This is a genomic window from Janthinobacterium sp. OK676 (assembly GCF_900103595.1).
Classification (GTDB): domain Bacteria; phylum Pseudomonadota; class Gammaproteobacteria; order Burkholderiales; family Burkholderiaceae_D; genus Janthinobacterium.
On the sequence record NZ_FNHA01000002.1, the window covers coordinates 522,967 to 536,176 of the forward strand.

At 63.5% G+C, this 13,210-nt stretch carries 11 protein-coding genes; 7 read left to right on the forward strand and 4 right to left on the reverse strand.

Features of this window, described 5'->3' with window-relative positions; genetic code table 11:
* The first annotated feature begins 14 nt into the window (after positions 1-14).
* Both BLU39_RS05915 and BLU39_RS05920 read left to right on the forward strand, forming a co-directional pair.
* Positions 15-962, forward strand: a complete 948-nt coding sequence (locus BLU39_RS05915; protein WP_092710919.1) for a type II secretion system F family protein — start codon at positions 15-17, stop codon at positions 960-962.
* Positions 963-975: 13 nt separating this feature from the next.
* Positions 976-2,004, forward strand: coding sequence for a LytR C-terminal domain-containing protein (locus BLU39_RS05920; protein ID WP_092710922.1), 1,029 nt, complete (start codon positions 976-978; stop codon positions 2,002-2,004).
* On the opposite strand, the gene BLU39_RS05925 is transcribed toward BLU39_RS05920, so the two are convergent.
* The 3 genes from BLU39_RS05925 to edd form a co-directional block, all read right to left on the reverse strand.
* Complete coding sequence (locus tag BLU39_RS05925; protein WP_092710925.1) at positions 1,966-2,478, reverse strand: hypothetical protein; 513 nt, start codon at positions 2,476-2,478, stop codon at positions 1,966-1,968. The two genes, BLU39_RS05920 and BLU39_RS05925, sit on opposite strands and share 39 nt — an antisense overlap.
* Positions 2,479-2,540: 62 nt before the next feature.
* On the reverse strand, positions 2,541-3,170 hold the full coding sequence (locus BLU39_RS05930; protein WP_092710928.1) for a bifunctional 4-hydroxy-2-oxoglutarate aldolase/2-dehydro-3-deoxy-phosphogluconate aldolase: 630 nt from the start codon (positions 3,168-3,170) through the stop codon (positions 2,541-2,543).
* 3 nt (positions 3,171-3,173) lie between these two features.
* Positions 3,174-5,087, reverse strand: a complete 1,914-nt coding sequence (gene edd / locus BLU39_RS05935; RefSeq protein WP_092710931.1) for a phosphogluconate dehydratase — start codon at positions 5,085-5,087, stop codon at positions 3,174-3,176.
* A 336-nt stretch (positions 5,088-5,423) separates the two neighbouring features.
* On the opposite strand from edd, the gene pgi reads away from it, so the two are divergent.
* Both pgi and BLU39_RS05945 read left to right on the forward strand, forming a co-directional pair.
* On the forward strand, positions 5,424-7,088 hold the full coding sequence (gene pgi, locus BLU39_RS05940) for a glucose-6-phosphate isomerase (RefSeq protein ID WP_092710934.1): 1,665 nt from the start codon (positions 5,424-5,426) through the stop codon (positions 7,086-7,088).
* Positions 7,089-7,102: 14 nt separating this feature from the next.
* A complete protein-coding gene (locus BLU39_RS05945; protein ID WP_092710937.1) occupies positions 7,103-7,999 on the forward strand; it encodes an SMP-30/gluconolactonase/LRE family protein in 897 nt (298 codons plus the stop codon).
* 222 nt (positions 8,000-8,221) lie between these two features.
* Here the strand turns inward: BLU39_RS05945 and BLU39_RS05950 are convergent, their stop codons facing one another.
* A complete protein-coding gene (locus tag BLU39_RS05950) occupies positions 8,222-9,175 on the reverse strand; it encodes a chemotaxis protein (protein WP_034750860.1) in 954 nt (317 codons plus the stop codon).
* Positions 9,176-9,738: 563 nt separating this feature from the next.
* On the opposite strand from BLU39_RS05950, the gene zwf reads away from it, so the two are divergent.
* The 3 genes from zwf to tal all read left to right on the forward strand — a co-directional run bounded on the left by zwf (position 9,739) and on the right by tal (position 13,180).
* Positions 9,739-11,211, forward strand: a complete 1,473-nt coding sequence (gene zwf / locus BLU39_RS05955) for a glucose-6-phosphate dehydrogenase (RefSeq protein ID WP_046685898.1) — start codon at positions 9,739-9,741, stop codon at positions 11,209-11,211.
* Between the two features lie 87 nt (positions 11,212-11,298).
* Positions 11,299-12,153: an SIS domain-containing protein gene (locus tag BLU39_RS05960; RefSeq protein ID WP_034750862.1), complete on the forward strand. Its 855-nt coding sequence runs from the start codon at positions 11,299-11,301 to the stop codon at positions 12,151-12,153.
* Between the two features lie 91 nt (positions 12,154-12,244).
* Positions 12,245-13,180, forward strand: coding sequence for a transaldolase (gene tal, locus BLU39_RS05965; protein WP_092710941.1), 936 nt, complete (start codon positions 12,245-12,247; stop codon positions 13,178-13,180).
* The last annotated feature ends 30 nt before the right edge of the window (positions 13,181-13,210 follow it).

The window sequence follows — 13,210 nt, forward strand, 5'->3', positions numbered from 1 at the left end:
CAAGGAGAACTCTCATGAATCCCGTCCATTACGCCTTTCTCGCCCTGCTCTTCATCGCCGTCTTCGGCACCGTGCTGGTGGCCATGCGCAGCTTTGCCCCCGATCCACTGCGCCAGCGCATGGACAACGCCACCGGCAAGAGTGCGGCGGCGCCTGGCGCCTCCGCGCCCAGCCCCTGGCTGGCGCGCATGGTGCGCCTGAGCGGTCCGCTGGCCAAACTGTCGATTCCCGACCAGGGCTGGGAAGGTTCCGTGATGCGCCGGCGCTTCATGAATGCCGGCCTGCGCCAGGCGTCGGCGCCCATCCTGTTCTTTTCCGCCAAGACCATGCTGGCCATCGGCCTGCCCCTGCTGCTGTTCCTGGGACTGAGCGCGTCGGGCAGCCAGGTGGCGGGCAAAGCTCTCTTGTTCTGGCTGCTGATCGTGGCCGCCATCGGCTACTACCTGCCCAATATCGTGCTGGCGCAAATGATCAAGCGGCGCCAGCGCGACATCTTCGAAAGCTTTCCCGATGCGCTGGACTTGATGACGGTGTGCGTGGAAGCGGGCCTGGCCATGGACGCCGCGCTGGCCAGGGTGGCGGCCGAGATCGCCCTGAAAAGCGCCGTGCTGGCCGAGGAATTGCACCTGGTGATGCTGGAACTGCGCGCCGGCAATACCAAGGAGCGGGCGCTGCGCAACCTGGCCCTGCGCACGGGCGTCGAGGATGTCGACGCGCTGGTGGCCATGCTGATCCAGGCCGAGCGCTTCGGCACCAGCATCGCCGCCTCGCTGCGCGTGCAGTCGGACCAGCTGCGCACCAAGCGCCGCCAGATGGCCGAGGAAGAAGCGGCGAAGATCGCCCTCAAGCTGCTGTTCCCGCTGATCTTTTTCATCTTTCCTTCGCTGCTGGTCGTCCTGATGGGACCAGCGTTCCTGCAAATCTACCGCGTGCTCCTGCCCAGCATGGGCAGCGGCAGCTGACCGGAGAACCGCCATGTCACAGCACACCACCCTGATGCTCATGCTCGCCTGCGCCGGCCTGCTGCCCGCCTGCGGCCACCTGCCCGGCCCCGCCAGCCAGGGCAACCATGCCGCGCCACCGCAGGCGCGCATCGATGACAGCCCCGCCACCCGCAGCGCCGCTTTCTGCAAGCTGGGCAAGCGCATGCAGGAACTGGGCGACCCGCGCGCGGCAATGGAGGCGTACCGCGAAGCGCTGCTATTGACGCCCGATTCGGCCGATGCCCGCAATGGCGCCGCCGTGCTGCACGCGCAACTGGGCCAGCTGGAAACGGCGCGCGGCATGCTGCAGGCGCTGGCGCAAGAGGCCCCGGCGGCCAGGACCTACAACAACCTCGGCTACGTGCTGTACCTGCAGGGCGATTACGCGCAGGCGGCCAGCGTGTTGCGTCAGTCGCTGCAGCTCGACAACGGCCAGCAGCCGGCGCGCGCCAACCTGGATCTCGCCATTGCGGCGCTGGCGCGCAGCGTAGGAACAGTCGATGCGGTCAACACCGCCGCAGAGGCCATCGCGCCCGACCTGGCGCCGGCACCTGCGCCAGCGGCGCCCGCCAGTCGCTTGCAGCTGACGCAGTTACAGCCGAATATCTTCACGCTGAGCTGGCGCGACGCGCCCGTGGCCGCGCGCACAGCCTTGCCGGCCCCGGCAAAACCGGTGGCGCCGGTGGCAACCCTGCCACGGCTGGAAGTCATCAACGGCAATGGCGCAACGGGGATGGCGGCGCGCATGCGCGGCATGCTGGGCGGCATGGGCATCAGCGTCCTGCGGCTGGGCAACCAGCGGCCATACGTGGTCCGGGCCAGCAGCATCGTCTACCGCCCCGGCCACGCCGAGGCGGCGGCCACACTGGCCCTGGCGCTGGGCGGCATGCCGCAAGTACAGGCATCGGACGACAGCGGCGTCGGCGCGGGCGCCGACCTGCGTATCTTGCTGGGCAAGGATGCGGTAGCCAGCCTGGCGGCGTCAGCGCGGCAGCAGTTGACGGTCGCCGGGATTGAGTAGAAAACCCTGCAGGATGTCCTGCAGCTGCGGCAGCTGCGCCACGTAGGCGGGAATGCCCAGCTGGCGCGCGCCGAAGTAGTGGGCGATGATGTCGCCCTGCTGTTCCATGTTGAAGTCGGACAGGGCACCGCCCGCCTGCGCATCGTAGCGGTAGGCGCGTTGCCCGATGTAGCCGCCGCGCAGCGCCAGCAGCACGCCGTGCAGCAGCACGCTGTAGCCGAGCTGGTACTGCCACACGTGCACCATTTCGTGGATGAAGAACAGCTTGCCGCCATTGCCTTCGCGGGAAAAATCGTCGCGGTACTGGGCCGGCATGAAGTGCAGGCTGCCGCGCGGCGTCATGGCCGTGTTCTGGTCCTGCAAGCCGAACGGAAGAAAGGAGCCGCGCACGACGCGCACGCGCGCGTAGTCGATGGCGCCCTGGAAGACGCTGCGGGCCATGGCGGTTTCGCCGATGGTGAGGGGGCGGCGCAAGACTCGCATAAAGAATAGGGAAGAAAGCGCGGCAAGCGGGAAGCCTGCCGCGCGGGTACCGCTTAAACCGAACGCAGGCCGCTGGCAGCTTTCGCGATTTCAGTGATGCGGTCCCAGTTGCCGGCCGCGATCGCGTCTTTCGGCGTCAGCCACGAGCCGCCCACGCAGGCGACGTTTTTCAGCGCCAGGAACTGCGACGCCGTCTCTTGCGAGATGCCGCCCGTCGGGCAGAACGTCACGTCCGGCAGCGGGCCGTAGATCGCGTTAAGCATGCCGATGCCGCCCGCCGGCACGGCCGGGAACAGTTTCAGCTGCTGGAAGCCGTTTTCACGCGCCGCCATCACTTCGCCTGGCGTCATCACGCCTGGCAACAATGGCAGGCCGCTGCTTTTCGCCGCCGCCACCAGGGCGGACGTCAACCCTGGCGACACGCCGAAGACGGCGCCCGCATCGCGCGCCTGCGCGAATTCCTCGGGACGCGTCAGGGTGCCGACGCCGACGATGGCGCCCGGTACTTCCGACATGGCGCGGATCGCTTCCAGGCCGTGCTTGGTGCGCAAGGTTACTTCCAGCACGCGGATGCCGCCCGCCACCAGCGCGCGCGCCAGCGGTACGGCGTGTTCAGGATCGTCGATCGCAATCACGGGGATCACGCTCGAGGTGCGCATAATTTCCAGTAGTGTCATGGTCATCTCTTATTTCCTAGCCAAAAAGTCTTCATCGGAACCCGGTACGGTGTCACCGACATTGTCGGCGTCGTGCAAGGCGACGGTGGTGGGAATCGGCGACGGCAGGCCGAAGGTGGTGGCACCTTCTTCCGCCGCGCTGACGGTGGAACGGAACATGGAAAACAGCTCGCGGCCCATGCCGACGTGGTTCGGCGACAGGTCGGTCGTGACCAGCGAACGGGCATGCCAGACGTCGGCAGGCACCAGCGCCTCGAGCACGCCGGTAAACGCGTCGAGACGGATGATGTCGCCGTCGCGCACGAGACCCAGCGGACCGCCGGCGAGGATTTCTGGCGATACGTGGATGGCGGCCGGCACCTTGCCCGACGCGCCCGACATGCGGCCATCGGTAACGAGCGCCACGTGGCGGCCCGCATCCTGCAGGTTGGCCAGCGCCGGCGTCAGCGCATGCAGTTCCGGCATGCCGTTGGCGCGCGGGCCCTGGAAGCGCAGCACGGCGACGAAGTCGCGGTCCAGCGTACCGGCCTTGTAGGCGGCCATGAATTCTTCCTGCGAATTGAACACCAGGGCTGGCGCTTCGACCGTGCGGTGCTGCGGCTTGACGGCCGAGACCTTCATCACGGCGCGGCCCAGGTTACCGGCGACCAGGACCATGCCGCCGTCCGGCGCGAACGGGTTCGAAGCGGGGCGCAGCACGCTGTCGTCGGCGCTGGCGGCCGGTGCATCTTTCCAGAAGACCTTGCCGTCTTCGCCGAGGAACGGTTCCATGCAGTGCGCGCGCAAGCCGTGGCCCAGGATGGTGTTGACGTCTTCGTGCAGCAAGCCCGCGTCCAGCAATTCGCGGATCAGATAACCGGTGCCGCCGGCCGCGTGGAAATGGTTCACGTCGGCGTCGCCGTTCGGGTAGATGCGCGTGAGCATGGGCACGATGGCCGACAGTTCATTGAAATCGTTCCAGTCGATGACGATGCCGGCCGCCTTGGCGATGGCCACCAGGTGCAGGGTGTGGTTGGTCGAACCGCCCGTGGCCAGCAAGCCCACGACGGCGTTGACGATACATTTCTCGTCGACGATATGGCCGACCGGCAGGTAGCTGCCGCTTTGCGCCGTGATGACGGCCGCGCGCTGGGCGGCGGCTTTTGTCAGCGCATCGCGCAGCGGCGTGTTCGGCGTGATGAAGGCGGCGCCCGGCAAGTGCAGGCCCATCACCTCCATCAGCATCTGGTTGCTGTTGGCGGTACCGTAGAAGGTACAGGTGCCGGCGCCGTGGTAGGCTTTCGATTCGCCTTCGAGCAAGTCTTCACGCGTGGCCTTGCCTTGCGCATACAGCTGGCGCACCTTGGCTTTTTCCTGGTTCGACAGGCCCGACGTCATCGGACCGGCCGGCACGAAGACGGCGGGCAAGTGGCCGAAGTGCAGCGCGCCGATCAACAGGCCCGGCACGATCTTATCGCACACGCCCAGGTACAGGGCGGCGTCGAACATATTGTGCGACAGCGCCACGGCCGTCGACATGGCGATGGTGTCGCGCGAAAACAGCGACAGTTCCATGCCCGGCTGGCCTTGCGTCACGCCATCGCACATGGCGGGCACGCCGCCGGCGAACTGGGCGACGGCGCCCACTTCGCGCACGGCTTGCTTGATGATCTGCGGGAAGCCTTCGAAAGGCTGGTGCGCCGACAGCATGTCGTTGTACGAGGACACGATGGCGACGGACGGCTTCTTGTATTCCTTCAGCGACAATTTGTCGTTGGCGGGAAAGGCGGCAAAGCCGTGCGCCAGGTTGGTGCACGACAGGGCGCCGCGCTGTACGCCCTGGATGCGGGCCGCATCCAGGTGCGCCAGGTAGGCGCCGCGCGATGGCCGGCTGCGCGCGATGATGCGCGCTGTTACGGATTCGACTACTGGATGCAGCGCCATATGGATTTCCTTAAAAATGAGTATTTCGTGAAATTTTACTACAAAACGGTGAAGAAGAAGCACTCTTGCATGGGCCGACAACAGAAATAAGCGACAGATTGCGGCGTATCAAGGCAAACCCGGGCCATATCGCGTATCGGTGCCTGCCAACATGGCCCTTATATGTCACTGGCGCAATCGCTAAAAAAAGCACAACAAAATCCGCTTCGCGTCACAAACTGTAGTGAAATTACGTTTTTCTGATGTATTATTCTCATACCAACGCCCGATCCGCTGTTCGCCACGACGAACGCGCCGCGCTCCTTTCAACCGAGACAAGCACCCAAGCCGACCGCCATGCGCCAGCCAGCACCCACTCCCGCCATCACCGCCACCGCCAGTTTCCAGTCCCTGCAAGCGCATAGCGCCAGCCTGCGCGACGTGCATCTGCGTCAGCTGTTCGCGGCCGACCCCGCACGTTTTTCCAGCATGACGGTCGATGCGGCCGGCCTGCTGCTCGATTACTCGAAGAACAGGGTCGACGCCACCACCATGCGCCTGCTGATGGACCTGGCACGCGAGCGCGGCGTGGAAGCGCAGCGCGAAGCTATGTTCACTGGCGAGAAAATCAATCTTACCGAACATCGGGCCGTTCTGCATACCGCTTTGCGCGCGCCGCGCGGCACCAGGCTGGTCGTCGATGGCCAGGATATCGATGCCGACGTACAAGATGTGCTGCAGCGCGTGAAAGCGTTTACGGACAAGGTCCGCAATGGCAGCTGGCTCGGCTACACGGGCAAGCCGATTTGCGACATCGTCAACATCGGCATCGGCGGCTCGGACCTGGGCCCGAAAATGGCGTGCCTGGCCCTGCGCTCCTACGCCAACCCGGGCCTGGAAATGCATTTCGTTTCCAACGTCGACGGCCACGACATGGAAGCGACATTGTCCAGGGTTGATCCGGAAACGACCTTGTTCATCGTGGCATCGAAAACTTTCGTTACGGCTGAAACCATGCTCAACGCCAACACGGCGCGCGCCTGGTTCCTGCTCGAAGGCGAAGAAAGCGACTTGGCCAAGCACTTCGTGGCTGTCTCGACCAACACGCAAGCCATCGTCGACTTCGGCATTTCGCCTGACAATATGTTCCCGTTCTGGGACTGGGTCGGCGGCCGTTACTCCGTCTGGTCGTCGATCGGCCTGGCCGTGGCCCTGTCCGTGGGCTTTGAATACTTCAGCGATTTCCTCGCGGGCGCGCATGCGATGGACCAGCATTTCCGCCAGGCGCCGCTGGAACAGAACATGCCCGTCGTGCTGGCCATGGTCGGTTTCTGGAACCGCCAGTTCCTCGACTGCGGCTCCGTTTCCATCGCGCCGTATCACCAGGACTTGAGCCGCTTTGCCGCCTATCTGCAACAGCTGGACATGGAAAGCAACGGCAAGCGCGTCACCAAGGATGGCGTGCCCGTCGATGTGCCGACCGGCCCCGTCATCTGGGGCGATTGCGGCACGAATGCGCAGCATGCGTATTTCCAGCTGCTGCACCAGGGCACGGACATCACACCGATCGATTTCATCGCCGCCCTGCGCGCCACGCACGATTTGCCGGGCCACCACGACGCTCTGCTGGCCAACTGCTTCGCCCAGTCGGAAGCCTTCATGACGGGCAAGACGGGCGAGGAAGTGCGTCTTGACTTGCAGGCGCAAGGCTTGCCGGACAGCGAGATCGAAGCGCTGGTGCCGCACAAGACTTTCCCAGGCAACCGCCCCAGCAACACCATTTTGATGGATCAGCTGACCCCGACCACCCTGGGCGCCCTGATCGCGCTGTACGAACACAAAACCTTCGTGCAAGGCGTCCTGTGGAACGTCAACAGTTTCGACCAGTGGGGCGTGGAACTGGGCAAGGTGCTCGCCAAGAAAATCCAGGCCGAACTGACGGGCGAAGCCCGTCCCGACCACCACGACAGCTCGACCAATGGCTTGATTGCCCTGGCGAAAGCCGCCAAGGCGGCGTACTAACTTAATTGAGGTTTATGAATATTTACGAAATCAAAGTAGTGAGCGACAAGCCCATGCAAGTGGGCGAATGCCCGCTATGGCATGGCAAGGAAGCGGCCCTGTACTGGGTCGATATCGATGGCCGCGCCGTGCACCGCTTGCACCCGGCCAGCGGCAAGCATGAGCAATGGAGCATGCCGACGGAACCGTCAGCGCTGGCCATCAATGCGGGCGGCGGCCTGATCGTGGCCTTGCGCAGCGGCTTTGCCCACCTCGACACGAAGACGGGCAGCCTGGCGGAAATCGCCCCGGCGCCTTTCGACATGGCCACCACGCGCTTCAACGATGGCAAGGTCGACCCGGCAGGCCGTTTCTGGGTCGGCACGATTTTCGAACCGCGCAACGCTGACGCTGCAGAGATGTTTGTGCTGGAAAAGGGACAAGTGCGCAAGGTCTGGTCGGGCGGCATGACCGTGTCGAATGGCCTGGGCTTCAGCCCGGACAAGCGCACCATGTACCACTCGGACACCACCACGCACCGCATCGACCGCTTCGATTTCGATGCGGCCTCGGGGGCCATTTCCGCGCCGCAACCGTTCCAGCGTTTTTCCACGGACAAGAAAGCGTTTGATTACGGCGGGCGCCCAGATGGCGCGGCCGTTGACAGCGAAGGCAATTACTGGTCGGCCATGTTTGAAGGCGGCAAGATCTTGCGCTTCGCACCCGATGGCCATCTGCTGGGCGAAATCAGCGTGCCCGTGCGCTGCCCCACCATGGTGACGTTCGGCGGGCCCGACCTGCGCACCCTGTACATCACCAGCGCCAGCCACAACCGTTCGGCTGCGGAGATCGCCGACTACCCGTTGACGGGCCACGTGCTGTCCGTGCGCGTGGACGTGGCGGGCCAGCCGGAAACAGCTTACCAGGCGTAATCCGACACCATTGTTGCGCGTGGCGGCGTCGGATTACGCGCAGCTTCGCTGCGCTAATCCGACCTGGCGGACTGCCCGTGGCGGACCGGCCGTAATCGTTTGCCAGCAAGAAAAAGCGCCGGCACCCGCAAGGGTCCGGCGCTTTGCGCAACGGCGTAGGTCGGATTGGCGGGACGAAGCCCCGCGTAATCCGACAACAGTGTTAACCATGGCCGCGTCAGATTAACGCGACAATACCTTGCGTATCGTCTCGGCCAGTTCAGCCGCCACGAACTTGGCCACATAGCCATCGGCGCCCACGCCCTTGACGTGGTCTTCGTTGGTCGAACCCGTCAGCGACGAATGGATCACCACGGGGATGTTGGAGAAACGGCCATCGTTCTTGATGTTGCGCGTCAAGGTAAAGCCATCCATTTCCGGCATTTCCAGGTCGGTCAGCACCAGCGCGACCTTGTCTTTCGCCGTCTTGCCTTCCGTCGCCGCCTGGGCCGAGATCGCCTGCAGGCGTTCCCATGCTTCCTTGCCCGTCTTGGTCATGATGAAAGGCACGCCCATCGCTTCGAGACCCTTTTCGATCAGCGAGCGGGCCAGCGAGGAATCGTCGGCCGCGAGGATCACGGCGCCGGCCGGCAAGCGCACTTGCGGGCCGATGCTGTTCTCGTCCACGTCCGGGTCGCCCGACGGCAGCACATTGCGCAGGATTTGCTCCACGTCCAGCACTTGCGCCAGGCGCGTCTTGTCCGTGTCGCCATCGAGGCGCGCGATGCTGGTGACGAGGCCGCCACCGACGCTCGATTCGGCCGACAGCACCTGGTTCCATTCCAGGCGCACGATTTCATCGACCTCTTCCACGGCAAACGCCTGTGTCGAGCGGGCAAATTCGGTCACCATCAGTATCTTCAAGCCGCTGCTCTTGCAGCCGACCGCCATCGGCAAGTCGATCACGGGCACGATCTGGCCACGGATATTGACCACGCCCAGCATGTGCGGGTGCGAACCGGCCACGGCCGTGATGGCCGGCATTTCCATGATTTCGCGGACTTTGAACACATTGATGCCGAACAGTTCGCGGCTGGTCGAGTGATCGCTGGTGCCCAGCTTGAACAGGAACAGTTCGAATTTGTTATTGCCCGTCAGGCTGGTGCGTTCATCGACATCTTGCTGCATTGAATTCATTGTGTCCCCTTGAGCCGTCTTGTAAAGTTAAGTCGCCTGCCCCTGATGCTGCGGACAGTGCGGACTGCACGTCGCACGGACGTCGGATGGCGGGTTCGGGGCATGGCCGGCGCTAGCGGTGCAGTGTGTATCGTGCAATTTCATACAACCAATAGTTGCTATCGATTCGAGCTTGAATTATACGGTTTTTTACTTTCCTCAAAGCTACTTTACGCTGCCAACGGCGATACTGGCAGCATTTCTTGATTTGCCTGTTGCTACAGCGCAAATGATGATGGAGAGAACTAGAAATTTCCCTGGCAACCATGGTTGCTTTGAAAAGCCATGTGACAAGCACGACGCTGCGCCAGTGCCGGTGAACGGCATATAATGGCCATGCCGGCATCGCTGGCAGGCATAGCGGGCAAAATGGCGACGGCAGCGGCTGGAATGTAGTAAAATTTCTTGCAATTGCCTGTTCTACGTAGTAAATTTACACCACCGATTATAGTAGCGACAGACTGGCACTTCCGGTCGGTTTCCTCCCCGCTCCGGCCCTTTTACTTTTGCGACGACACTCACTTATGGCACTTACCGATTTTGACCTGGTCCTGTTTGGCGGCAGCGGCGATTTAGCAATGCGCAAGTTGTTGCCTGCAATGTATGCGCGCGACGTCGCGAACGATTTGCCGCCGACGGCGCGCATCATCTGTGTGGGCCGCCAGGACAGCGGCCAGGATGCTTTCCTGAAAATGGTGGAAACCAACTCGCGCCCGCATATCAAGGCCAGCACCCTGAATGCCGCCACCTGGAGCAAATTCTGCGCGCGCATCGTGTACGTGTCGCTCAACGCCAGCGATGCGGCCACGTATGCCCCACTGGTCGAAGCGCTGCGCGGCGATGCCGACCTGACGCGCGTGTACTACCTGGCGACGCCGCCCCATCTGTTCGCCCTGATCTGCGACAACCTGGAAGACAACGGCCTGGTGACGCCGAACTCGCGCGTGGTGCTGGAAAAACCGCTGGGCCGCGACCTGGCCAGCGCCAAGCAGATCAATGCCGAAGTGGGCAAGGTCTTCCAGGAATCGCAGATCTACCGTATCGACCATTACCTGGGCAAGGAAACCGTGCAGAACTTGCTGGCCCTGCGCTTCGGCAACATCCTGTTCGAACCGCTGTGGCGCCGCGAATGGATTTCCGACGTGCAGATCACCATCGCCGAGAAACTGGGCGTAGGCAACCGCATGGGTTACTACGACACCTCGGGCGCGCTGCGCGACATGCTGCAAAACCACTTGCTGCAACTGCTGTGCATCGTCGCCATGGAGCCGCCGACTTCGATCGCGCCGGACGCCGTGCGCGATGAAAAGCTGCAAGTGCTGCGCTCGCTGAAAAAATTCACGCCCACCACCCTGGCGCAAAACATCGTGCGCGGCCAGTACCGTGCCGGCCACGTGGACGGCGCCACCGTGCCGAGCTACCGCGACGAGCCCGATGCGCCGGAACATTCGCGCACCGAGACCTTCGTTGCCCTGAAGGCCGAAATCGACACCTGGCGCTGGGCCGGCGTGCCGTTCTACCTGCGCACGGGCAAGCGCATGGCCGACAGCCTGGCCGAGATCGTCGTGCGCTTCAAGCAGATTCCGCACTCGATCTTCAACCAGCCGACGTCGAGCTTCCAGCCGAACTGCCTGGTGATCCGTCTGCAGCCGGACGAAGGCCTGCGCATGAATCTGATGGCGAAGACCCCGGGCGACGGCATGCGCTTGAAACCGGCGGAACTGGAACTCGATTTCCGCGAATCGTTCAAGACCCCGCGCATGGACGCCTACGAGCGTTTGCTGCTCGACGTGCTGCGCGGCCAGCTGACCCTGTTCATGCGCGGCGACGAACTGGAAGCGGCCTGGGAATGGGTCGAACCGATTCTCGACAGCTGGGAACAGAACGACAGCGCGCCGATTCCGTACACGGCCGGCACCTGGGGCCCGGCGGCCGCCAGCGCCCTGATCGGCCGCGATGGCTTGCAGTGGCGTGAAGAAGCATTACCCGAGGATTAACAGGCAAGACAAGGGCCTGCCCGCAGATGGGCAGGCCCTTTACCTGTCATCCCCACACTCCTGAACACCTACCAGAAGACTACCCTGATGCTGCTTGATTCCATCCGCACCCAGCTCGATTCGCTCTCCAAGTCGGAGAAGAAGGTCGCGCTGGCCGTGCTTGACCAGCCTAACCAGACGGTCAGCCAGAACATCACGGCGCTGGCGAAAAGCGCGCAGGTGTCGGAACCGACCGTGGTGCGCTTTTGCCGCACCCTGGGCTATGACGGCTGGCATGAATTCAAGCTGAAGCTGGCGCAGGGCCTGGCCCTGGCCATGCCGGGCGCGAACGAGCAGCCGGCGCAGGATGACCTGGCGGCCGACCTGGTGAATAAAATCTGCAGCCGCTCGATCAACACCCTGCTCGACCTGCGCAACAACCTGAACCCGGAAGCGATCCAGCGCGCGCTCGACATCCTGTCGCGCGCCAGCAAGATCGAATTCTATGGCCAGGGCACGTCGGGCATCGTGGCGGCCGACGCACAGCACAAGTTCTTCCGCTCGGGCGTGCCGACGGTCGCCTACAGCGATCCGAACATCCACAGCATCGCCGCTGCCCTGCTGCGCGGCGGCGACTGCCTGGTGGCCATCTCGCAGCGCGGCAACAGCCCCGCCCTGGTACGCTCCGTGAAACTGGCGCGCCGCGGCGGCGCCGACGTCGTCGTGCTGGCCCCATCGGGCACCCCGCTGGCCGACCTGGCGACCGTGCTGATCCCGATCGACCTGGTCTTCAACACCGACCCCTACACCCCGATTTCCGCGCGCCTGGCCTACCTGGTCGTGATCGACGTGCTGGCCGTGGGCCTGGCCCTGCAACGGGGACCGGAGTTCCGCAAGAAGATGCAGAATGCGCAGAAGGCGCTGCAGGAATTCGACATGCAGTTTGATTCTTTTATTGGCTGAGGGGTATAGTTCCGGAGTAGCAGCAGACGGCTGGGGTCAGACCCGGCGGGTCTGACCCCGACTCCGACCACTTTAACTATCATCTTTCGCCATGAACCAACTCGAACAACTGAAGCAATTTACTACCGTGGTGGCCGACACCGGCGACTTCCAATCGATCCAGGCCTACACGCCGCGCGATGCGACGACGAATCCGTCGCTGATCCTGAAGGCCGTGCAGAAGGATGAATACAAGCCGCTGCTGGAAAAGGCCGTGCGCGACCATCCGAACGCCTCGACCGCCGAAATCATCGACCGCCTGCTGATCGCGTTTGGCGTGGAAATCCTGCAAACCATCCCCGGCCGCGTCTCCACCGAAGTCGATGCGCGCCTGTCGTTCGACACGGAAGGCACGGTCGCCAAGGGCCGCGACCTGATCGCACTGTATTCGAACGCGGGCATCCCGCGCGAGCGCGTGCTGATCAAGATCGCCTCCACCTGGGAAGGCATCCGCGCCGCCGCCATCCTGGAAAAGGAAGGCATCCGCTGCAACATGACCCTGCTGTTCTCGCTGGCGCAGGCCATCGCCTGCGCCGAAGCGGGCGCCCAGCTCATTTCACCGTTCGTCGGCCGCATCTACGACTGGTACAAGAAATCGACGGGCATCGACTACATGGGCGCGGAAGACCCGGGCGTGCAATCGGTCCGCCGCATCTACAACTACTACCGCAAGTTCGGCTACAAGACCGAGGTGATGGGCGCGAGCTTCCGCAACACGTCGCAAATCCTCGAACTGGCCGGCTGCGACTTGCTCACCATCAGCCCCGACCTGCTGCAAAAGCTGGCCGACAGCGATGCGCCCGTGGAACGCAAGCTGAGCGCCGAAGCGGCGCCATCGACCAACGTCGTGCAAATGTCGCTGAACGAAGAAGCCTTCCGCTTCATGATGAATGAAGACGCGATGGCGACGGAAAAACTGGCCGAAGGCATCCGCGCCTTCTGCGTCGATTCCGGCAAGCTGAAACAGATGATCGCCGCACTGCGTTAATTCCGGCACGCGAAAAAAAAGCGGCGTCCG